Consider the following 20,763-nt stretch of genomic DNA (forward strand, 5'->3'; position numbering starts at 1 on the left):
TCGGTCTCGGGCAGCAGTCCGTCGTCGTCGAGGAAGAGCATGACGTCGACGTCGCGGCCGCCGGGGCCGAAGGCCTCGATGCCGACGTTGCGGCCTGCTGGACCGCGCCCTCGGCGGCGTCATCCCGGTGCCCGAGGAGATCCCGACGGTGCACGCCGTCCCGCCGGCGGAGCTGGAGCGCTACCACCGTCTGGCCACCCCGCAGCCGGTCCGGACCGTCACCGAGCCGATCGAGCTGACCGGCGACTGGCGGGGGCTCCCGACCACCGGGGTGTTCTGTCTCGCGAACGGCCTCAGCCTGGAGTTCGCCCGCACGCTGCACGGCACCGGCATGCCGCGGTTCGCCAAACTCGCCGAGCCCGGAGTCACGTTCTTCGAACTGGCCACCGGCCACTACCCGATGCTCTCCACCCCGGCGGAGCTGGCCGACGTCCTGATGCGCGCGGCGGCCGGCGAGGGCGTCGGCCTGTACGAGGGCTGACCGTCCGCCGGCCAGGGGCTGATGGTCACGGGTCGCCCCGGCCCGGTGTCCTGATCGCCACCCGCATGCCGGGTGCGAGGCCCCACGCGGCCATCGCCCCTGCCTCCGCCTCCAGTACGTGCCGTGCGCGCAGCCGGATCATTCCGAGCCGCCCGGGATTCATCGTGTGCACATGGACGACGCGCAACTCCTTGTCCAGATAGGCCACGTCGATCGCGAACCGCATCCGGAAGGTGTGCACACCAGCGCACGGGGTCAGCATGATCGCGCCGTCGATACCGTCCCGGCCGAGCAGCCCACGCCTACGCGCCCGGGACGAGGCGGCGATCCGCAACCCCACCGGACCGTCGTGTCCCGGTATCAGCAACTCGGCTGTGCCGTCTCGCCATTTGCCCATGGTGCAGACCGTAGCGCCGGACCCGCTCATTCCCTGGCCGTCTGCCGGCCGGCATCTAGGCTCCTCCCGTGGACGTGACGCTGATCGCCGTAGCCGCTCTGTGGGGTGCGGGCACCGGGCTGCTCATACCGCGTGCCGCGTACCGGCTGTCCGTCGAACCGGAGGAGGCCTGGCGCGCACAGTGCCCCGGCGGGCATGCCATCACGGGGCCGGCAGGCGGCTGGGTGGGCGCGGCCCGGTGCAGTGCCTGCGTGTCGGGCGTACGGGCGCCGGCGGCCACCTCGGCCTCGACGTTGCCGGTCACCGGGGAGCGCCGACCCGTCCCGTACCGCCGCTCGGCACTCGTCCCCGCCGTCACCGCTGCCGTCTGCGTCGCGTTGGCGGCGGCGACGGAGGCGCGCCCCGAGCTTGCCGTATGGCTGCTGTGCACCCCGTTCGCGGTGCTGCTCGCGCTCGTCGACCGCAACGTCCACCGGTTGCCCGACCAGCTGACGCTGCCCCTCGCGGGAGCCTCCGCCTCGTTGCTCGGACTCGCCGCACTCGCTCCCGGCGCCGGCGGGTCCTGGCCGACGGCCCTCCTGGGCGGCCTTGCCCTGGGCGCGGTCTACTTCCTCCTCTTCCTGATCAACCCCGGCGGTCTGGGCTTCGGTGACGTCAAACTCGCCTTGTCGCTGGGGGTGTTGCTCGGCTGGTACGGCTGGGCGATCGTGTTCGCGGGTGCGTTCGCCGGGTTCGTGCTGGGCTCGCTCTACGGCGTGGTGCTGCTGCTGCTGCGCCGTGCGGGCCGCAAGACGGCGATCCCCTTCGGCCCGTTCATGATCACGGGTGCCTTTCTGGGGCTGCTGCTGGGCGCCCTGTCGGGGTCCTGAGGCGGCCGGCCACGCGTCGTCCACGACCCCGCCGTCGCCTCCGCGCCAGGCGTGACTCCGGATGCGGCGTGCGGGACGCCGGGCGCACCCTGGTCCTGGAGCTGTCCCTTCCCCGACCGGGGCAGCCCGGTCAGGGAAGGGACCGTCGAGATGTTCGCGAGGCTGAGTACGTACCAGGGGTCGCCCGTACCCGCTGAGGGGGACCTGAGTGCGCAGTCGCAAGAGGTCGTGCGGCAGATCCAGGGGGTGCCCGGCTTCCTGGGCGTCTACTACCTCGTCGACCGGGCCACGGGGAAGGCGCGGTCGCTGACCTTGTGGGAGGACGAGGAGACGATGCTGGCGAGTGAGCGTGAAGCGGCTCGCATCCGTGAGGAGACCGCGCAGCGGGAAGGCCAGCGCATCCTCTCGGTCGAGCGTTTCGAGGTGGGCTTCAGCCACCTGCGAACCGGCTGACCTGAACGAGACGCCCTACGCGTGAGGCCCCACCGTCACCGGCCCCACCGACAGTTCCGCTCGCCCTTCGAGTGCTTCCGCGACGCGGTCGGCCTGGGCGATCAGGTCCTTGCGGGCACTTCGGCGGTCCAGGGCGCTGCCGATCGGCTCGACCGTCATGATGAGGCGCTTGCCCGAGCGGCGCTGGTGCCAGACGCCCGCGACGATCCCGTCCACCAGCACCACCGGGTAGTTCCCGGCCTGGCCGGCTGCGAGGGCCCGGGTCTGTGCGGCGCCCGGGAAGAGGCGTTCCCGGGGTTGGCAGGCGATCGCGTACGCGTCGAAGTAGGGGAGGAAGCGCACGCCAAGGGGCGGATCGGCGTCCTCGAACACGGTGTCGCCCGATGCCACCCACGCCGGGGCGCCTTCGAAGGCCACTGCCTCGATCCCGCCGGCATTCGCCGACTTTCCGAACTGCTCGCAGGCCCACGCCTTCGGTACGCCCAGCCACCTGGCGAAGTGCGCGGGGGTGGCAGGGCCGTATGCGTACAGGTAGTGCCGCACGAGTCTCGCGACCGCGGGGGCATCGGCCATCGGAGTGACGGCGGGGCAGGTGAAGGTGACGTTGCGGCCGCGGTTCGGGCCGAACGCGAGGGCGCCGCGGTGGGCGGCCGTGTGCGTGATCTGTCGCCAGCGCGGCCACATGTCCTGGAAGGCCTCCATCACCCGGTCCCCGGCCCAGGGGCCGGTTCGCTCGACGATCGCGTCGGTCAGTTCGCCGATGGTCAGCTCGGCGCCGGTGAGGGCGTCACGGATGGCGGCGACGACTTCGTCCGTCTGCTCCGGTGTCATCCGTACGTGGTCGGGCCACTGGTTCGGCCCGGCCGGGACGGCGGACAGCGCGCCCGTCCACATCGGCAGGTCCGCCGTGGGCAGCAGATGGACGGTGCCCCGCGGGCCGTACGTCTTCACCAGGGTGCGATCCGTCCACAGCGCCTCACGCACATGGGCCCGTGTCGTACCGGTAGGCAGCCGCAGGGCGATGGAGAGCTCCCCGGCGGAGAGGACCTGCGCGTGCGCGCCGAGCATCGATCCGGCGACGGCGGCGGGGGAGCTGTGGGAGCCGGGGGCGTACAGACCCTGGCGGGCCAGCCTTCGTGCGTTCGCCTGCGGCCATGTCACATCCGGCGGTTTCGTCATGGGAACGACGGTAGAAGTGAAGTAGGTCAGATCCCGGCCGCTACGGCCCAATGGCGGCTTCCTGTCGAGCACTTGACGCTGCGTCACTGCGTTCGTCAATGCGGCGCCTCGTGGCCGGGGTCCCCCGTGGGAGGTATGCCAGGGCCCCGGCAGGCCTGACGCCGCAACGCTCCACGCCACCTCGGCGGAATTCCGTGGACACTTCTGGCATGGCGCGGCACCCGCCACCACTTACGAAGGGTTATGGTGGAACCCCCCCCTCGGGCCGGTCCGTATCCCCCCCACGGACCGGCCCGTTTTATTTCTCCGCGGGTTTCTCCGCCAATTTCTCCGCGGTCGGGCGAGCGAACAGGTCAGCCCCGGTTGGCCCAGATGTTCGTGCCCTGCGTGTCCACCGCGAAGGTGTCGATCTCGCTAAGTTCCGCGTCCGTCAGAGGCGCCCCGGCCAGCGCCGCGACGTTCTCCTCGAGCTGCTTCACGCTCGACGCGCCGATCAGCGCGGACGTCATCCGCGGATCCCGCAGCACCCAGGAGATCGCCAGCTGTGCCAGCGACTGGCCACGCCGCGACGCGATGTCGTCGAGCCCCTGCAGCCGCCGCAGGACCTCGTCGGACAGCAGGTTCGGATCCAGGGACTTGCCCTGCGTCGCGCGCGACCCCTCGGGGATGCCCTTCAGGTACTTGTTGGTGAGCAGGCCCTGTGCGAGCGGCACGAAGGAGATGCACCCCATGCCGGCGTCCTCCAGCGTGTCGAGCAGGCCGTCGCTCTCGATCCAGCGGTTGATCATCGAGTACGAAGGCTGGTGGATGAGGGCCGGGACGCCCATCTCCTTCAGCAGCCGGGCCGCTTCCGCGGTCTGCTCGGCGTTGTACGACGACACACCCACGTACAGCGCCTTGCCCTGCTGCACGGCGGACGCGAGCGCTCCCATCGTCTCCTCGAGCGGAGTCTCCGGGTCGAAGCGGTGCGAGTAGAAGATGTCGACGTAGTCGACTCCCATCCGCTTCAAGGACGCGTCGAGCGACGACAGCAGGTACTTCCGTGAACCCCACTCGCCGTACGGCCCGGGGTGCATGAGGTAGCCCGCTTTGGTCGAAATGATGAGTTCGTCACGGTAAGAGGCAAAATCCTGGGCGAAGATCTTGCCGAAGTTCAGCTCGGCCGACCCGGGAGGCGGTCCGTAGTTGTTCGCCAGGTCGAAGTGCGTCACACCGAGATCGAAGGCCCGGCGGAGAATGGCGCGCTGCGAATCGAGGGTGCGGTCGTCGCCGAAGTTGTGCCAGAGGCCCAGCGAGAGCGCGGGGAGCTTGAGGCCGGAGTGGCCGCTGCGGCGGTACTCCATGGACTCGTAGCGGTCGGCGTCTGCCAGGTAGTAAGGGGAATCAGTCACGCTTCCCTCCTTATCACGTACTTGTGACACACCGCGTTGGGCCGCTGCGGCCGGGCCGCAGTACTGTTGCGCCTTCGGGGACTGCCGCATGGAGGGGTGTAAGAACAGTGAACCTGCGCGACCTGGTGTACGGGCTCTACGCACGCCGGGTGGAAGGCCGCCTCGACCACGACCAGGTGCCCAAGCACATCGGAGTGATCCTCGACGGCAACCGCCGCTGGGCCAAGGCCTCGGGCGGCACGGCTGCCCAGGGGCACCAGGCCGGCGCCGACAAGATTTCCGAGCTGCTCGGCTGGTGCGCCGAGACGGACGTCGAGGTCGTCACCCTCTGGCTCCTGTCCACGGACAACTTCGACCGGCCCGCGGAAGAGCTGACCCCGCTCCTCGGCATCATCGAGAACACCGTGCGCAACCTCGCCGCCGACGGGCGCTGGCGCGTGCACCACGTGGGAACGCTGGACCTGCTGCCGGGACACACCCAGACGGTGCTGAAGGAGGCCGAGCAGGCCACGGCGGACATCGACGGAATACTGGTCAACGTCGCCGTCGGCTACGGCGGCCGCCAGGAGATCGCGGACGCGGTGCGGTCCCTGCTGCTGGAGCACGCGCGGAAGGGCACCAGCTTCGAGGAGCTCGCGGAGATCGTCGACGTCGAGCACATCTCGGAGCACCTGTACACCCGGGGCCAGCCCGATCCGGACCTGGTGATCCGCACGAGCGGGGAGCAGCGGCTGTCGGGGTTCATGCTCTGGCAGAGCGCGCACTCCGAGTACTACTTCTGCGAGGTCTTCTGGCCGGCCTTCCGCAAGGTCGACTTCCTGCGTGCGCTGAGGGACTACGCGGCGCGCCACCGCCGCTACGGCTCCTGACGCCCGAACCGGGGCTCTTCACCCTGTGCCTGGCGGCGTGGAACCCCCACCGGGCCCCCGCGCCGGACGGGCTGACTCCGTCAGCCCGTCCGGAGGCACCCCCTCTTCGCCTGGCGGCGTGGAACCTCCGCCGGGCATCCGCGCGGGTCGCCGGCAGGCTGATCGTCAGCCCGTCCCGGGGGCACTCACGCCTGGCGGGTAGGAGATACCCACGGCCGCAGGCCGTAGGAGTTCGAGGACACCGCGCGGAGCGCGGTACGGGTCCGGGGCTTGCACCGGTCACGGGAATCGGGGCTCCACGGCCGCCAGGCAGTGGGGAGGGCAGGGGAACGGCCCCCGCCCAGCGGCCCCCGTCACCCCGTGTTCATCACCACGACGCCACGCCCCTGGCATGGCTGCACTTGTTCGAGGGAATACCACTTGCAGGTCGACGTCCGATCCACGAACGTCGTATCTCAGTGAGCGGCCGACACCGCTCACCCGGGAGGCCCTTTGCACACGAAGGACTGCACCAGCGGTGCGGACCACGCGGAGGGCCGGCGCTCGGCCCGCGCATCGTGGCCTGAGCCCGGCCCGTCCCCCGCTTCGGCGGGTGGACCCATGGCCCGCGACGCCGTCGCACCCCGACCTCGTCCGAGGGGGTACGTCCTTCCGTGGTGAACAGCACAAAGCGCCGTATGAACGACCGGCGCACCTACGTTCTCGACACCAGCGTCCTGCTGGCGGATCCGAACGCCATGAGCCGCTTCGACGAGCACGAGGTCGTGCTCCCCGTCGTCGTGGTCACGGAGCTCGAGGCCAAGAGGCACCATCCGGAGCTCGGTTACTTCGCCCGCCAGGCGCTGCGCCTGCTGGACGACTTCCGGGTCAGGTACGGCCGCCTCGACGCCCCCCTCCCGATCGGCGATCTCGGCGGTTCCCTGCGTGTCGAGCTCAACCACTCCGATCCCGGCGTACTTCCGGCCGGCTTCCGACTGGGGGACAACGACTCACGGATTCTGGCGGTCGCGCGCAACCTGCAGGCGGAGGGATACGACGTCACGGTCGTCTCCAAGGACCTGCCGCTGCGTATCAAGGCGTCCTCGGTCGGTCTGCTCGCCGAGGAGTACCGCGCGGAGCTCGCCATCACCGACGCCGGCTGGACCGGCATGGCGGAGCTGCCACTCTCCGGCGAGCAGGTCGACCTGCTGTACGGAGAGGAGTCGCTGTACGTGCCGGAGGCGGCCGGTCTTCCCGTCCACACCGGCCTGGTGCTGCAGTCGGAGCGCGGCAAGGCTCTGGGCCGCATCACGGCCGAGGGGAACATCCGTCTGGTGCGCGGCGACCGCGAGGTCTTCGGTATCCACGGCCGCAGCGCCGAACAGCGCATCGCCCTCGACCTGCTGCTCGACCACGAGGTCGGCATCGTCTCGCTCGGCGGCCGGGCCGGCACCGGAAAGTCGGCGCTGGCGCTCTGCGCGGGTCTCGAGGCGGTCCTGGAGCGCCAACAGCACCAGAAGGTGATGGTCTTCAGGCCGCTGTACGCGGTGGGCGGGCAGGAGCTCGGCTATCTGCCGGGCACCGAGGCCGAGAAAATGAGCCCCTGGGCCCAGGCGGTCTTCGACACCCTGTCCGCGGTGGCGGGCCGGGAGGTCATCGAGGAGGTGCTCGGCCGCGGCATGCTGGAGGTTCTGCCGCTGACCCACATCCGGGGCCGTTCCCTGCACGACGCATTTGTCATCGTCGACGAGGCCCAGTCCCTGGAGCGGAACGTCCTGCTGACTGTTCTGTCCCGTATCGGGGCGAATTCCCGGGTCGTCCTCACGCACGACGTGGCGCAGCGGGACAATCTGCGGGTCGGGCGGTACGACGGAGTCGTCGCCGTGGTCGAGAAACTGAAGGGCCATCCACTCTTCGCGCATGTCACCCTCACCCGTTCCGAGCGTTCGCAGATCGCCGCGCTCGTGACCGAAATGCTGGAGGACGGACAGATTTAGCCCCATAAGGGCCAGAGGCTTATCTGGCAAAAAGGGCAAGTCAGTTGACGCCGCCCGGCGAAGCGCAAGAGCCTAGCCGGGCGGCGTCGCGCTGTCCGCCGTTCCTCCAAACACCCTGGCGTAAACGGGGTGTGAGCTTTCACACGCAACGAAGAATTGCCTTGCGGTATCGGCTTCCGGCAGAGTCTTGCTTCCGTCAGGCCCCGCATGCGACACATCGGCACCACAGTTGGTGCACAGCAACACACAACTCAAGACCTGTCCGTCGTATGCCGCCCGCGAGCACAACGCGGCAACTCCTCCCAAGGGGTTGCCCACCGGGCCCGCGCCTCCCGTGACCCAAGCAGTGGGGAGGCCAGCGCCAGGGGCACGATTGCGCTCGCGAGGTCACCTATGCGGGCGATGCTGGAAGGAAACCGTGTGAGCCGGATCTCGGTCCGGGGATTCGCAGTCGCTTCGGCTACTGCGGTCACCACCGTAGGCGCCGTTGTCGGCGTCGCGTCGGGCAGCACTCAGCCCTCGGGCGACAACCTCGAGGCGACCGCTGCCGACACGACGCTCCTCGCGGACATCCCCATGGGTGAGCAGGCGCAGATTCAGGTCTCGTCCCTGACGCAGCAGGCCGACGCCCAGGCCGCTGCCGCGGACGCGGCTGCGCAGAAGTCCGCCGAGGAGTCGGCCCGGCTTCAGGCCGCCGAGACCGCGAAGGCGAAGAAGGAGGCCGCCGAGAAGGAGGCCGAGCGCAAGCGCGAGGAGGCGGAGGCACGCGCCAACCGTGACTCCGTGCGCGACGCGTCCAGCTTCTCGACGCAGTCGTCCTACACGGTCGCCGAGGTCCAGGCGATGGCCCGCCAGATGGTGCCCGCCGACCAGTTCCAGTGCTTCAGCAACATCGTGAACCACGAGTCGACCTGGAACTACCGGGCGCAGAACCCGTCTTCCGGTGCCTACGGCCTCGTCCAGGCGCTGCCGGGTTCCAAGATGTCGTCGGCCGGTGCCGACTGGCAGACCAACCCGGCCACCCAGATCAAATGGGGCCTGAACTACATGGACAGCCGCTACGGCAGCCCCTGTGGCGCGTGGTCGTTCTGGCAGGCCAACCACTGGTACTAGTCGGGCAGACGCTCAACTTTCCGGAGCCCCTCACCGTCCTACGGTGAGGGGCTCCGTGCGTGTACGGTCAGGTCCTGGTATTCCCGGCGGGGGCGCCACCGCGCCCCTGGGCGCAGGGGGAGAGTGTGGGGGAAGAGGAAGCAACATGTCGAAAGTTCCAGGATGGCTCGGCCGAGTGGGCGCCGGGCTGACCCGGATAGGAGAGCGTCTGGACGAGCGCCGCAGCGAAGCCGCGGAGGACTCCGACGACAGCCTGCCCGGGGTTCCGCACACTCCTGACAGCGTTCCGCCGCCGCCCTCGTACGCCCCCGCCGTGGCGGCCAAGCCCGATCCGGTCGCCGCCATCCCGTGGGGTATCCGGGTCGCCGCGGAGGCAGGCTGGCGGCTGCTCGTACTCGCGGGCACGCTCTGGGTGTTGATGCGGGTCATCAGTGCGGTGCAACTGGTGGTGCTGGCCTTCGTGGCCGCCCTGCTCGTCACCGCGATGCTCCAGCCCACCGTCGCCCGGCTGTGCAGGCTCGGCCTCCCGCGGGGCCTCGCCACCGCCGGGACCGCGATCCTGGGCTTCGTCATCATGGGGCTTGTCGGATGGTTCGTCGTCTGGCAGGTCATGGACAATCTCGACAACCTCTCCGACCGTGTCAGGGACGGTATCGAGGAGCTCAAGCGCTGGCTGCTGAACAGTCCGTTCCATGTGACGGAAAGCCAGATCAACGACATCGCCCAGAACCTCAGCGACACGATCGGCACCAACACGGAGGAGATCACCTCCGCGGGTCTGCAGGGCGTGGGCGTCATGGTCGAGGTGCTCACAGGAATACTGCTGGCGATGTTCTCGACACTGTTCCTGCTGTACGACGGAAAGCGCATCTGGGAGTGGGTGCTCCGGCTCGTCCCGTCGCAGGCGCGTCCGGGAGTCGCCGGCGCGGGGCCGCGTGCCTGGCGCACTCTGACCGCGTACGTCCGCGGGACGGTCATAGTGGCCCTGATCGACGCGATCTTCATCGGTCTCGGGCTCTACTTCCTCGATGTGCCGCTGGCCGTGCCGCTCGCCGTGTTCATCTTCCTGTTCGCCTTCATCCCGCTCGTCGGTGCGGTCGTCTCCGGCGCCCTCGCGGTCGTCGTCGCGCTCGTCACCCAGGGCGTGTTCACCGCGCTGATGGTGCTCATCGTCGTCCTCGCCGTACAGCAGATCGAGGGCCATGTGCTGCAGCCGTTCATCCTCGGCCGGGCGGTACGGGTGCACCCGCTCGCCGTGGTGCTCGCCGTCGCCGCGGGCGGTCTGACGGCCGGCATCGGCGGCGCCGTGGTGGCGGTGCCGCTGGTGGCCGTCACCAACACGGTCGTGGGCTACCTGCGCGCGTACGGCAGGGAGCAGGCGCTGCGGCAGTCGCCGCCGCCGCACGGATCGACGTCCCTGGACGCGGCGGCCACGTCGGCGTCGGGCGGGGCCAAGCCGGAGCCCGGCGGGCCCGGATCGCAGGGCGACACCCCGAGGTCGCCGAGGCAGGAGGAGCAGGAATGATCTCCGAACCCGAACTGGTGGGCGAGGAGCGCTACGGCGCGGCCGAGCTCCCCGGACAACGGTCCGGGACCGAGGACGTGGTGACGACCGAGGACGCCCCCGCCGCTTCCCGTCCCTCGCGCCCCGCCTGGCTGTGGGCACTCGGTGGCGCGGTCGTCGCGTCGGCGCTGTGGGCGGGCGGACTTTACGTGTACGAGACCAGGGCCCCGGACCTCGGGGGCTACCGGGCCAGCGCCGACCTGTGCAAGGACGCGGAACTGAAGGCCGTGTCCGCCGTGCTCGGCAAGCGGGAGGGCGAGGGCTACACGTGGGGCAACAAGCACGAGAGCGTCGACGACTCCGGCTGCTCCGCCGACATGAGGCCGGTCGGGTACGAGGCCCCCAAGGACGAGGACGGCGTCGAGATGGGCTCGATGCCGAGTGTCACCGTCGGCTACACGCTGCACAAGAAGACCGATCCCGGACCCGAGTTCGAGGGGACCGTCGCCGCGCGGCACAACTACTTCGGCGCGACCACGAAGCTCACCCGGATCGACGATCTGGGTGAGCATGCGTACATCGTCCGGGACTCCGACAGCAGCGGGATCACCCTTGAGGTACTGGACGGCCAGGCGGTTCTGACCATGGCCGCACACAGCGACTGGGACGTGGACAGCGGAGAGCCGCTGACCGACATGGCGGAGATCGAGCCGCTGCTGGTCGAGGACATGAAGGCGCTGATGCTCGAGCTGACGAACTGAGGCAGCCCGCACACCGGACGCAAAAAAGGGCCCCGGCCGACAGGAGAGTCGGCCGGGGCCCTTCGCGCGTGTGTGCTACTCGGCCAGGACGGCCTCTGCGTCCAGCGTCGCGCCGACGGCCTGGATCACCGCGGCGATCTTGACGGCCTCCTGGACCGTCTCGCGGTCCACACCGGCCTTGCGCAGCACCTGCTCGTGGGAGTCGAGGCACTGGCCGCAGCCGTTGATCGCGGAGACGGCGAGCGACCAGAGCTCGAAGTCGACCTTCTCCACGCCCGGGTTGCCGATGACGTTCATCCGCAGACCGGCGCGCAGCGTCCCGTACTCCGGGTCCGACAGCAGGTGCCGGGTCCGGTAGAAGACGTTGTTCATCGCCATGATCGCGGCGGCGGACTTGGCGGCGGTGTACGCCTCCTGGGATAGGTTCGCCTTCGCCTCCGGCTCCAGCTCACGGAGCACCTTCGGCGAGCGCGAGGCGATCGCGCAGGCCAGGACGGTGCCCCACAGCTGCTGCTGCGGAAGCTCGCTGTTGCCGATGACCGAACCGAGGTTCAGCTTCAGGTCCTTGGCGAAGTCCGGGATGGCGGACTTGAGTTCGTCGAGAGCCATTCGGATCACTCGCCCGAGAGCAGCGCGACGGGGTCGAGGGTGTTCTCGCCCTTGGTCCAGTTGCAGGGGCACAGCTCGTCGGTCTGCAGGGCGTCCAGTACCCGCAGGACCTCCTTGGGGTTACGGCCGACGGAGCCGGCGGTCACCATGGTGAACTGGATCTCGTTGTTCGGGTCGACGATGAAGACGGCGCGCTGGGCGAAGCCGTCCTCGCCCTCGATGCCGAGGTCGCGCATCAGCTCGTGCTTCGAGTCGGCCATCATCGGGAAGGGCAGGTCACGCAGGTCGGCGTGGTCCTTGCGCCAGGCGTGGTGGACGAACTCCGAGTCGCCGGAGAAGCCGAGGATCTGGGCGTCACGGTCGGCGAACTCCTCGTTCAGCTTGCCGAACGCGGCGATCTCGGTCGGGCAGACGAAGGTGAAGTCCTTGGGCCACGCGAAGACGACCTTCCACTTGCCCTCGTAGGACTTGTGGTTGATCTGCTCGAACTCCTTGCCGCTCTCCAGCGAGACGCAGGCAGTCAGTTCGAACGTGGGGAACTGGTCACCGACAGTGAGCACGCGCTCTCCTTGCATGGAGGAAGGTCCCTTTTGGGGTCTTCCAGGGGGTTGGACGGATCTTGATGGTGGCACAGGGTGCATTGATCGCGGAAATAGCTAGACTCGGTCATCGCGATCGGAGGTACCTATCAGTGGCTTCAGTAATTCCGGTGAACCGGGTCAAACAACCGAGCCTCGCACAGCTGCGCGCCTTCGCCGCCGTGTCCGAGCATCTGCACTTTCGGGACGCCGCGGCAGCAATCGGGATGAGCCAGCCCGCGCTGTCCGGCGCGGTCTCGGCACTCGAGGAGGCACTGGGTGTCCAGCTCCTCGAGCGTACGACCCGAAAGGTGCTGCTCTCCCCGGCCGGGGAGCGTCTCGCGGTGCGGGCCAAGGCGGTGCTGGACGCGGTCGGCGCGCTGATGGACGAGGCGGAGGCGGTGCGGGCGCCGTTCACGGGGGTGCTCCGGCTCGGCGTGATCCCCACGGTCGCGCCGTACCTCCTGCCGAGCGTGCTGAAGCTGGCGCACGAGCGGTACCCGGAACTGGACCTTCAGGTCCACGAGGAGCAGACGTCCTCCCTGCTGGAAGGCCTGTCGGCGGGGCGGCTGGACCTGCTGCTGCTCGCGGTTCCGCTCGGGGTGCCGGGCGTCACCGAACTCCCGCTTTTCGACGAGGACTTCGTCCTCGTCACACCGGAGGACCACTGGCTCGGCGGCCGCCAGGACATCCCGCGCGAAGCGCTGCGTGAACTGCACTTGCTGCTGCTCGACGAGGGCCACTGCCTGCGCGACCAGGCCCTCGACATCTGCCGCGAGGCCGGCCGCACGGAAGGCGCCCCCGTGACCACGACGGCGGCTGGCCTGGCCACCCTGGTCCAACTGGTCGCGGGCGGCCTGGGCGTCACGCTGCTCCCCCGAACAGCCGTCGACGTCGAAACGGGCCGCGCCGCCCGCCTCCAGACAGGCTGGTTCACAGACCCGGCCCCGTCACGCCGCATCGCCCTGGCCATGCGCTCGGGCGCGGCCCGGAGCGACGAATTCGAGGAACTGGCAAAGGCGCTGCGGGAGGCGATGGGGGCGCTGCCGGTACGAGTGGTGTCGTGAGGGGTCATCCCCCACCCGCGCCTTTCCGTTGTGCCGGTGTGCGGCGGGCCACCCGGCGGGCGGGCTCGGGGGCGCACGCGTCACTCCGTCCGAAGGCCCTCCGGCCGCATCAGGCGCCACAGCGCCGGCAGGCTCAGTAGCGTCACCGTGAGGATCAGTGCCGCACCCAGGCCCGCCACCGGCACGAACGCACCCCAGTGGGTGACCGGTTTTGCGAGCATGCGCAGCATCGTCGCGCCGAGGGCCACGCCGCCCATGATCGCCACGGCCGTGCCCAGCGCCACCGGGACGGCTGTCTGCCAGAGCACCGAGCGTGCCAGTACGGAGCGCGGGGTGCCGAAGGCGACCAGTACGGACAGCAGGCGCCTGCGTTCCCTCAGCTGCTCGATCTGGGCGACCGCCATCGACACGGCGATCAGGGCCATCGTCGCGGTCGCCGCGGCCAGCAGTCCGCTCTGGACGCTCGCGTACTGCCGGTCCCGTTCGATCTTCTGGATCGTCCGCACCCTGAGCGAGGGGTCGATCCGCGCGGCCGTGTTGCGGACGAACTCCCGTGCGTCCGGCACGCTCTCGTCGATCCGTACCTTCGCCGTGGTCGTCGCGTCCGGCAGCTTCGTCACGTCCATCGCGCCCGGGGTGGCGAAGATGCCGTAGTGCTCGCGTGCCACCGGATCGCGCCGGGTCGTCACCGTCGGTGCGTTCTTCGGCAGTGTCCACAGCAGCGGGGCGGAGCCGTCGTAGGGCGTGTTGCTGTTGAGGTTCACCGGTCGGCCTTTTCTGGCGGTGCGGTCGATCCAGCTGCTCGGCGGCTCGTTGCCGGCCGGGTGGACGACAAACGTGTCGCCGTCCGCGCAGGAGCCGATCGTCGCCAGCTCACGCAGCGTCGCGCAGTCGCCGACCGTCAGCCCCGTCGTGGGCCGGAGGTCGTCGGCGTCGACGGGCTCCGGGCTGATCACGTACGCCTCCACCGCGCCGATCACGCTTCGCACGCCCGGAGTGGCACGGAACTCGCGGATCATCTCCGCCGCCAGCTCCCCGTCGGGGAACTCCGCCGTCACCGTCAGCTGCGCCCGTGCGGCGTTCTGTCCGGTGACACGGTTGAAGTCGTCGTGGACCCCGGCGAACACCATCTGCAGTGCGATCGCACCGGCCACCGCGACGGTGATGCCGCTGACCGACCTGATCGCCGGGCCGCTCGTCAACTGCAGTCTTCGGACCGCCAGTTGCCATGACACCGGACCGCCGCGCAGTCGCTTGACGGCCGTTTCCACCAGCCAGGGGAGCAGTGCCGTCAGTGAGAACAGCACCAGCAGGGTGCCGGCGGCGATCGGCCACGGGGCAACGACCTCGTTCGGGCCGTCGAACGTGCCGGTGGCCATCAGCACGCCCAGTCCTCCCGGCAGCATCAGCAGCCGCCACCACAGCCGGCGGCGCCGCGGCACCGCCTGTCGGAAGACACCCAGCGGTTCGATCGTCACGGCCCGCATCGCGAACAGTGTCACCGCGACGGACACAACGGGAACGGCGAGCAGGATCAGCGCGCCGAGCAGCGGAACGGGCACGACATCGGAGGCGAACGCGCTCAGGTCCCACACCCGCACCCGGCCGGCCACCGGTCGCGCCACGGCGAACAGCCCGATGCCGACCGCCAGCCCGAGGGCCGAACCGAACAGCGCCTCGCCGGCCGCGATCCAGCGAGTGGTCCGCGCGTCCGCGCCGACCAGCCGCAGCGCGGCGAGTCGCCGGTCGCGCTGCTCGCCGCCGAAGCGGACGGCGGTGGCGATGAAGACCGCCACCGGCACCAGCAGCACCACACAGGCCAGCACGACGACCACGATGAGCACGGGTGCCATCGGCTCGCCGCCGCCCCGGGCGCCGTAACCGTCGGTCCGTACACCCCCGTTGGCGGTGGTCAGGGTGGAGCTGCCCGCGTAGTAGCGCAGCTCGCCCGGGTCGAGAAGCCCCGCCTCGCCGATGAGACCGGCCGTCCGGTGGGGGAGACGTTCCCCCAGGAGGCGTCCTTCCGGTGAGGCGAGCAGCTCGGCGAGCGCGGGCGACACGTACATCTCGCCGTCGGCCGGGGCGCGCCCGAGTCCGGGCGGCAGCTCGGGGTGTGTGCCGTCGGGACGCAGGATCTGGCCGCCGACGGTCTCCGTGCGGTAGTCGGAATCCGCCTGTGCGACCACCAGGGTCCGGTCGGAGCGGGTGACGGGCTTGTCCGACACCAGGGCGGTCGCGGTGCGGGCCGCCGCCCGGGTGTCCCGGCCGTCCACCATCTGCGGCACGGACGCGGCGAGCAGCAGCAGCGCGACGCCGAGTCCCACACCGACGGCGGTCAGCGCGTTACGCGTCCAGCCCTCACGCCCGCCGGACGTGCCGAACCGGATGCCCATGGCGAGGTCCCGCAGACGGGCGGCAGGGACGCGGTGCGGCCGGCGGGGGGCGGTCGCCTCATCGGTGGAGTGCCGCTCGTGGAGCCGTGTGCTCATACCGCCCGCTCCGGATCGCGCGACCTGCCGTCCCGCACGACGATCTCCCGGTCCGAGTACGCGGCGACGCGCGACTCGTGCGTGACCAGGACGACGGCCGTGTTCTGCCGGCGGGCAGTGTCGGTGAGCAGCGACATCACCCGCTCGCCGTTGAGGGAGTCCAGGGCGCCGGTGGGTTCGTCGGCGAAGACGACTTTGGGGGAGACGGCCAGGGCGCGGGCCACCGCGACCCGCTGCCCCTGCCCGCCGGAGACCTCTCCGGGCCGCTTGCGCGCGGCGTCCTCGACCTCCAGCCGCTCCAGCCACTCGAGCGCCGTCCGCTCGGCGTCCCTGCGCCTGGCGCCGCTCAGCCGCAGAGGCAGCGCGACGTTCTCCACGCAGGTCAACTCCGGTACGAGCTGCCCGAACTGGAACACGAACCCGAAGTCCGTACGCCGCAGCGCGCTGCGCTCCGCGTCGGACATCGCGGTGAGTTCCCGCCCGGCGTAAACGACGGTGCCGGAGTCGGGCCGGACGATCCCGGCGAGGCAGTGCAGCAGCGTCGACTTGCCGGAGCCCGAAGGTCCCATGACGGCGACGACCTCACCCGGGTGGATGGAGAACGACGCGCCGTCGAGGGCGGAGGTCGCTCCGAACGTCTTGCGCAGATCGTCGGCGACGAGCAGAGAGCCGGCGGGGGTCACGCAAGGACCTCCGCGGAGAGCCGGTCCAGCCGTGCGGCGGTCAGTTCCAGCCAGCGCAGATCCGCTTCGAGATGGAACAGGGCGTGGTCGCAGATGAGCTGGTCGGCGAGGTCGCCGTGGCGCTTGCGTTCGGTGAGGGCACGCATCAGACGCAGATGCTCGGCGCGCTGCGAGTCGAGCAGGTCGGCGGCGCTGCGGCCGGTGAGCAGGGCGAGGACGACCTTGGTGTAGAGCGTCGACTGAAGATACGGCTCCGGCTTCTCGGGCTCCGCGAGCCACCGCGAGACATCGGTGATGCCGGCCTCGGTGATGGCGTACCGCTTCCGCTCCGGCCCGCCGCCGGCTTCGACGCCGTCGACCTCGACGAGGCCGTTCTTGAGGAGGCGGGACATCGTCGAGTAGACCTGCCCGTAGTGGAGCGGACGGTCCTGCCCGAATCTCTCGTCGAAGGCGCGCTTGAGGTCGTAGCCGTGGCGGGGGCCGGCTTCCAGCAGGCCGAGGAGGGTGTGACCGATGGACATGGGAGCCACTGTACTCGGCGTGTATACATGGGGTTTATAGGGTCCGCCCCGAGGGGCGGGACCCCGGGGCGGCGGCAGCGCCCCCGCCCCGTGCGGCCCGGCGCCCCCCTACGGCGGCGGCGTCTTCGGAGGGCGGCCGCGGCGGGGGATCGGTCGGGTGGTGGACGGGAGGCGGCCCGCCTCCGACAGAGCGCGCCGCAGGACGAACTCGATCTGCGCATTCGTGCTGCGCAGTTCGTCCCCCGCCCACCGGGCCAGCGCCTCGTACACCGCCGGGTCCAGCCGCAGCAGCACCTGCTTCCGTTCGGAGGGCGGCGGTGTCACTGGTAGAGCGTGCCCGTGTTGAGGACCGGCTGGGCCGCGCGGTCGCCGCACAGCACCACCATCAGATTCGACACCATCGCCGCCTTGCGTTCGTCGTCCAGCTCCACGAGGCCCTGCTCGCCGATCCGGGTCAGCGCCGCCTCCACCATGCCGACCGCTCCGTCCACGATCTGCCGGCGTGCCGCCACGACGGCGCCCGCCTGCTGGCGCTGGAGCATCGCGGAGGCGATCTCCGGAGCGTACGCGAGGTGCGTGAAGCGGGACTCGATGATGTGGACGCCCGCCGCCTCGACGCGCGCGTGCAGTTCGACGGCGAGCTTCTCGGTGATCTCCTCCGCGTTGCCGCGCAGCGACAGGCCTTCCTCGTCGTGTGCGTCGTACGGGTACTCGATCGCGATGTGCCGGACCGCCGCCTCGGTCTGTGTGGAGACGAACTCGAGGAAGTCGTCCACCTCGAACATCGCCTGGGCGGTGTCCTCCACCTTCCACACCACCACCGCGGCCAGCTCGATCGGGTTGCCGTAGGCGTCGTTCACCTTCAGTACGGCCGTCTCGTGGTTGCGCACACGGGTCGAGATCTTGGTCCGCGAGGTGAGCGGGTTGACCCAGCGCAGGCCGTCCGTACGGATCGTGCCCCGGTAGCGGCCGAAGAGCTGGACCACGCGGGCCTCGCCGGGCGCGACCATGTTCAGCCCGCACATGGCGAGGAAGGCGACGACGCCGATCAGGATGCCGCCGGTGATCAGTGCGGCCTTGATGCCCGCGGAGTCGAACGTCGTGGCAGTGGCGACGAGGGCCGCCCCGCCCGCCAGGCCGAGCAGGCCCAGCAGCAGGGCGAGGCCGCCGCCGATGCTGTGCGCGGCGAATTCCCGCACGCGCGGCGACGGCATCTGTGGCACGTCGGCCGTGTTGTCGTGGTCGATAGTGCTGGTGGCAGGCATGGTCGTCCCCGTTTCTGCGGTGCTGCGATCGAGCGGTGCGTTTCTAGCATAGTGATATCACTTTTTTGGCCGTCGCAACCCTCTGAGCCGTTCGTGAGTCGGTTCCATGAGACAAGGTGCTGATTGTCACGTCCTGAAAAGAACGGATCGATGCCTCTTTGTCTGCACGACCGGTGTTAGCTTTCTGAGCTGGTTCGGGCTGGTCACCGGACGGACACGTCACCGGACAGCTACCTAGTGGGCGACAGAGCGGAGCAACGAAGCGATGGGCCGAGCGGAAGCGCGACAGGCCCGGCAGCGCGGTGCGCGCCGGGCGAGGAAAGCAGGGCCCTCGGGCATACGCCGCTTCTTCACGTTCAGGAAGATCCTCGGCACGTTCTTCGGTCTGTGCCTGCTGGCGATGGGCGCGTTCGTCGTGGCCTACATGCTCGTCCCGGTCCCCGAGGCCAACGCCGAAGCCAAGCTGCAGAGCAACGTCTACAAGTACAGCGACGGCAAGATCCTCGCCCGTGAGGGCAAGCTCAACCGTGAGATCGTCGGCCTGGAGAAGATCCCGCGGGACGTCCAGTACGCCTTCGTCGCGGCCGAGAACAAGACGTTCTTCGAGGACTCCGGCGTCGACGTCAAGGGCACTCTGCGCGGCCTGAAGAACACCGTCACCGGCCAGGGCAAGCAGGGTGGCTCGACCATCACCCAGCAGTACGTCAAGAACTACTACCTGACCCAGGACCGGACGGTCACCCGCAAGCTCAAGGAGCTGGTGATCTCGCTGAAGGTGGACCGGAACAAGGACAAGGACGAGATACTCGCCGGTTACCTCAACACCAGCTACTTCGGCCGCGGCGCGTACGGCATCCAGGCCGCCGCCCAGGCGTACTACGGCATCGACGCCGAGAAGCTGAACGTCGCTCAGGGCGCCTACCTGGCCTCCCTCGTCCAGGCCCCCAGCCGCTTCGACTGGGCCGTGGCCTCCGACGAGACCAAGGAGGCGGTGACCAACCGCTGGAACTACGTGCTGAACAACATGGTCGAGGAGAGCTGGCTCGACAAGAGCACGCGTGACGGCCTGAAGTTCCCCGTCCCCAAGGCGCCGAAGGCCGCGCCCGGCCTGAGCGGCCAGGCCGGCTACATCGTCGAGGCGGCCAAGGAAGAGCTGGCCGAGCAGGGCCTCGACAAGGCCGACCTCGACGCCGGTGGCTGGACGATCACCCTGAACATCGACTCCAAGCGCCAGAAGGCGCTGGAGAAGTCGGTGCAGGAGCAGCTCGAGGACGACCTGGACCGCAAGGGCAACAAGGTGGACGCCACCGTGCAGGCCGGCGCGACCTCCGTCGACCCGAAGACCGGCAAGGTCGTCGCCCTGTACGGGGGTGTGAGCGCCACCGAGCACTGGTTCTCGAACGCCACCCGCCGCGACTACCAGCCCGCCTCCACGTTCAAGCCCGTCGTGTTCGCCTCCGCTCTGGAGAACGGGGCCGAGACCCAGGACGGCAACCCGATCGGCCTGAACACGGTCTACGACGGCACCAGCAAGCGCCCGGTCGAGGGCATCGAGGGCCGTTATGCCCCGCAGAACGACCTCGGCAAGAGCTACGGACCGGTGAGCGTCCAGACGTCGCTGAACCGGTCGATCAACTCGGCTTTCGCGCAGATGGCCGTGGACGTCGGTCTGGACGAGGTGAAGGACACGGCGCTCGAACTGGGCGTCCCGGACAAGAACTTCCCGGTGCGGCCGTCGATCGCGCTGGGCACCATGGGCGCCTCGACCTGGGACATGGCGGGCGTCTACGCCACGCTCGACAACCACGGCAAGAAGGTCACGCCCACGATCGTCGCCGAGGCCGAGCACAAGGACCGCGAGGTCGAGCTCGAGGACCCCGTCGGCAGCCAGGTGATCAGCCGTGAGACGGCCGACACGGTGACCGCGGGCCTGACGGGCGTGGTGAAGAACGGCTCCGGCATCGCCGCGAAGTCCAGCGCGTACGAGGCGGCCGGCAAGACCGGCACCTCGGAGGACAACAAGTCCGCCTGGTTCGCGGGCTACACGCCCGAACTCGCCACCGTGGTGGCCCTGTTCGGCGAGTCCCCCAAGGACGGCGGCGGACAGGTCTCCCTCACCGGCACCGCGGAGGCCGGCCGGGCCAACGGCGGCGGATTCCCCGCCCGGATCTGGGCCGACTACACGCTGGGCGCGCTGAACGGCGGCTCTGACGCCGAGTTCGACCTGGAGGTCGCGGAGGTCGCGACCCCCGACCCGACGCCCACGGAGACCGAGTCGGAGTCCGAGGACCCGACCCCGACGCCCACGGAGACCGAGTCGGAGTCCGAGGACCCCACCCCGACACCCACGGACACCGAGACCGTGGATCCGTCGCCGACGGACGACCCGACGCCGACGAAGACCGTCATCCCGCCGACCGGCACGTTCACACCGCCGGTGGAGCCCGGCGACGACGAGGCGGATCGGGACCAGAACCGGCGCCCGCTGCAACCCTGAGCGACGAAGAGCGCATGATATCCGACGAGCTTCCCGCGTACGCCGCGGCCGGCTGGATGTC

Annotated in this window: 20 protein-coding genes and 1 pseudogene; 10 read left to right on the forward strand and 11 right to left on the reverse strand. The window is 69.9% G+C overall.

The genetic code is table 11. The features are described from left to right. Positions 1–104 (reverse strand): annotated as a pseudogene (locus ABZ070_RS23475) (glycosyltransferase family 2 protein); the annotation flags it as partial. Between the two features lie 23 nt (positions 105–127). Here ABZ070_RS23475 and ABZ070_RS23480 point away from each other — a divergent pair. Next, positions 128–481: a hypothetical protein gene (locus ABZ070_RS23480; RefSeq protein ID WP_356636909.1), complete on the forward strand. Its 354-nt coding sequence runs from the start codon at positions 128–130 to the stop codon at positions 479–481. A 25-nt stretch (positions 482–506) separates the two neighbouring features. On the opposite strand, the gene ABZ070_RS23485 is transcribed toward ABZ070_RS23480, so the two are convergent. Next, positions 507–878: a DUF192 domain-containing protein gene (locus ABZ070_RS23485; RefSeq protein ID WP_356636911.1), complete on the reverse strand. Its 372-nt coding sequence runs from the start codon at positions 876–878 to the stop codon at positions 507–509. 68 nt (positions 879–946) lie between these two features. On the opposite strand from ABZ070_RS23485, the gene ABZ070_RS23490 reads away from it, so the two are divergent. Further along, positions 947–1,747 (forward strand): A24 family peptidase, encoded by an 801-nt coding sequence (locus tag ABZ070_RS23490; protein WP_356636914.1) that lies wholly within the window; start codon positions 947–949, stop codon positions 1,745–1,747. A 150-nt stretch (positions 1,748–1,897) separates the two neighbouring features. Continuing rightward, positions 1,898–2,200: a hypothetical protein gene (locus tag ABZ070_RS23495; RefSeq protein WP_356636916.1), complete on the forward strand. Its 303-nt coding sequence runs from the start codon at positions 1,898–1,900 to the stop codon at positions 2,198–2,200. A gap of 15 nt (positions 2,201–2,215) precedes the next feature. Here ABZ070_RS23495 and ABZ070_RS23500 read toward each other — a convergent pair whose 3' ends face one another. Together ABZ070_RS23500 and mgrA are read right to left on the reverse strand one after the other, a co-directional pair. Next, the gene (locus tag ABZ070_RS23500; RefSeq protein ID WP_356636918.1) at positions 2,216–3,379 is read right to left on the reverse strand and encodes a winged helix DNA-binding domain-containing protein; all 1,164 of its coding nucleotides are present in this window, start codon (positions 3,377–3,379) and stop codon (positions 2,216–2,218) included. A gap of 353 nt (positions 3,380–3,732) precedes the next feature. Further along, complete coding sequence (mgrA, locus tag ABZ070_RS23505; protein WP_356636920.1) at positions 3,733–4,770, reverse strand: L-glyceraldehyde 3-phosphate reductase; 1,038 nt, start codon at positions 4,768–4,770, stop codon at positions 3,733–3,735. Between the two features lie 107 nt (positions 4,771–4,877). Here mgrA and ABZ070_RS23510 point away from each other — a divergent pair, with 107 nt between their 5' ends. From ABZ070_RS23510 to ABZ070_RS23530, 5 genes are all read left to right on the forward strand, one after another. Beyond that, complete coding sequence (locus tag ABZ070_RS23510) at positions 4,878–5,639, forward strand: isoprenyl transferase (RefSeq protein ID WP_356636922.1); 762 nt, start codon at positions 4,878–4,880, stop codon at positions 5,637–5,639. Between the two features lie 653 nt (positions 5,640–6,292). Then, positions 6,293–7,615 carry a PhoH family protein gene (locus ABZ070_RS23515; RefSeq protein ID WP_356636924.1) on the forward strand — a complete coding sequence of 441 codons (1,323 nt, stop codon included), beginning with the start codon at positions 6,293–6,295 and terminating at the stop codon, positions 7,613–7,615. A gap of 420 nt (positions 7,616–8,035) precedes the next feature. After that, positions 8,036–8,728: a transglycosylase SLT domain-containing protein gene (locus ABZ070_RS23520; protein WP_356636926.1), complete on the forward strand. Its 693-nt coding sequence runs from the start codon at positions 8,036–8,038 to the stop codon at positions 8,726–8,728. A gap of 145 nt (positions 8,729–8,873) precedes the next feature. Next, positions 8,874–10,253, forward strand: a complete 1,380-nt coding sequence (locus ABZ070_RS23525; RefSeq protein ID WP_356636928.1) for an AI-2E family transporter — start codon at positions 8,874–8,876, stop codon at positions 10,251–10,253. Next, positions 10,250–10,993 (forward strand): hypothetical protein, encoded by a 744-nt coding sequence (locus ABZ070_RS23530; protein ID WP_356636930.1) that lies wholly within the window; start codon positions 10,250–10,252, stop codon positions 10,991–10,993. Before ABZ070_RS23525 ends, ABZ070_RS23530 begins: the two co-directional genes overlap by 4 nt. A gap of 75 nt (positions 10,994–11,068) precedes the next feature. Here the strand turns inward: ABZ070_RS23530 and ABZ070_RS23535 are convergent, their stop codons facing one another. After that, positions 11,069–11,602, reverse strand: a complete 534-nt coding sequence (locus ABZ070_RS23535) for an alkyl hydroperoxide reductase (RefSeq protein WP_356636932.1) — start codon at positions 11,600–11,602, stop codon at positions 11,069–11,071. A gap of 5 nt (positions 11,603–11,607) precedes the next feature. Beyond that, a complete protein-coding gene (locus ABZ070_RS23540; protein WP_356636934.1) occupies positions 11,608–12,162 on the reverse strand; it encodes a peroxiredoxin in 555 nt (184 codons plus the stop codon). A 131-nt stretch (positions 12,163–12,293) separates the two neighbouring features. On the opposite strand from ABZ070_RS23540, the gene ABZ070_RS23545 reads away from it, so the two are divergent. Next, positions 12,294–13,247, forward strand: a complete 954-nt coding sequence (locus ABZ070_RS23545; protein WP_356636936.1) for a hydrogen peroxide-inducible genes activator — start codon at positions 12,294–12,296, stop codon at positions 13,245–13,247. Between the two features lie 80 nt (positions 13,248–13,327). Here the strand turns inward: ABZ070_RS23545 and ABZ070_RS23550 are convergent, their stop codons facing one another. The 5 genes from ABZ070_RS23550 to ABZ070_RS23570 all read right to left on the reverse strand — a co-directional run bounded on the left by ABZ070_RS23550 (position 13,328) and on the right by ABZ070_RS23570 (position 18,205). Continuing rightward, positions 13,328–15,640, reverse strand: a complete 2,313-nt coding sequence (locus ABZ070_RS23550; protein ID WP_356636948.1) for an FtsX-like permease family protein — start codon at positions 15,638–15,640, stop codon at positions 13,328–13,330. Between the two features lie 92 nt (positions 15,641–15,732). Continuing rightward, the gene (locus ABZ070_RS23555) at positions 15,733–16,419 is read right to left on the reverse strand and encodes an ABC transporter ATP-binding protein (RefSeq protein ID WP_356636938.1); all 687 of its coding nucleotides are present in this window, start codon (positions 16,417–16,419) and stop codon (positions 15,733–15,735) included. Then, positions 16,416–16,940 carry a PadR family transcriptional regulator gene (locus ABZ070_RS23560; RefSeq protein ID WP_356636940.1) on the reverse strand — a complete coding sequence of 175 codons (525 nt, stop codon included), beginning with the start codon at positions 16,938–16,940 and terminating at the stop codon, positions 16,416–16,418. The genes ABZ070_RS23555 and ABZ070_RS23560 overlap by 4 nt, the downstream gene beginning before the upstream one ends. Positions 16,941–17,048: 108 nt before the next feature. Further along, positions 17,049–17,264: a hypothetical protein gene (locus ABZ070_RS23565; protein ID WP_356636942.1), complete on the reverse strand. Its 216-nt coding sequence runs from the start codon at positions 17,262–17,264 to the stop codon at positions 17,049–17,051. Then, entirely contained in the window at positions 17,261–18,205 is a 945-nt protein-coding gene (locus ABZ070_RS23570; protein ID WP_356636944.1) for an SPFH domain-containing protein, read from the reverse strand. Before ABZ070_RS23570 ends, ABZ070_RS23565 begins: the two co-directional genes overlap by 4 nt. 265 nt (positions 18,206–18,470) lie before the next feature. On the opposite strand from ABZ070_RS23570, the gene ABZ070_RS23575 reads away from it, so the two are divergent. Next, the gene (locus tag ABZ070_RS23575; protein ID WP_356636946.1) at positions 18,471–20,702 is read left to right on the forward strand and encodes a transglycosylase domain-containing protein; all 2,232 of its coding nucleotides are present in this window, start codon (positions 18,471–18,473) and stop codon (positions 20,700–20,702) included. Positions 20,703–20,763 lie beyond the last annotated feature (61 nt).

This window comes from Streptomyces sp. NPDC006283, assembly GCF_040613325.1.
Classification (GTDB): Bacteria; Actinomycetota; Actinomycetes; order Streptomycetales; family Streptomycetaceae; genus Streptomyces.

Excerpts from the sequence above, each read along its gene's own strand:
- ABZ070_RS23485 (WP_356636911.1), bottom strand. The coding sequence starts at position 878 with ATGGGCAAATGGCGAGACGGCACAGCCGAGTTGCTGATACCGGGACAC.
- ABZ070_RS23495 (WP_356636916.1), top strand. The coding sequence starts at position 1,898 with ATGTTCGCGAGGCTGAGTACGTACCAGGGGTCGCCCGTACCCGCTGAG.
- ABZ070_RS23500 (WP_356636918.1), bottom strand. The coding sequence starts at position 3,379 with ATGACGAAACCGCCGGATGTGACATGGCCGCAGGCGAACGCACGAAGG.
- ABZ070_RS23525 (WP_356636928.1), top strand. The coding sequence starts at position 8,874 with ATGTCGAAAGTTCCAGGATGGCTCGGCCGAGTGGGCGCCGGGCTGACC.
- ABZ070_RS23530 (WP_356636930.1), top strand. The coding sequence starts at position 10,250 with ATGATCTCCGAACCCGAACTGGTGGGCGAGGAGCGCTACGGCGCGGCC.
- ABZ070_RS23535 (WP_356636932.1), bottom strand. The coding sequence starts at position 11,602 with ATGGCTCTCGACGAACTCAAGTCCGCCATCCCGGACTTCGCCAAGGAC.
- ABZ070_RS23550 (WP_356636948.1), bottom strand. The coding sequence starts at position 15,640 with ATGGGCATCCGGTTCGGCACGTCCGGCGGGCGTGAGGGCTGGACGCGT.
- ABZ070_RS23560 (WP_356636940.1), bottom strand. The coding sequence starts at position 16,940 with ATGTCCATCGGTCACACCCTCCTCGGCCTGCTGGAAGCCGGCCCCCGC.
- ABZ070_RS23570 (WP_356636944.1), bottom strand. The coding sequence starts at position 18,205 with ATGCCTGCCACCAGCACTATCGACCACGACAACACGGCCGACGTGCCA.
- ABZ070_RS23575 (WP_356636946.1), top strand. The coding sequence starts at position 18,471 with ATGGGCCGAGCGGAAGCGCGACAGGCCCGGCAGCGCGGTGCGCGCCGG.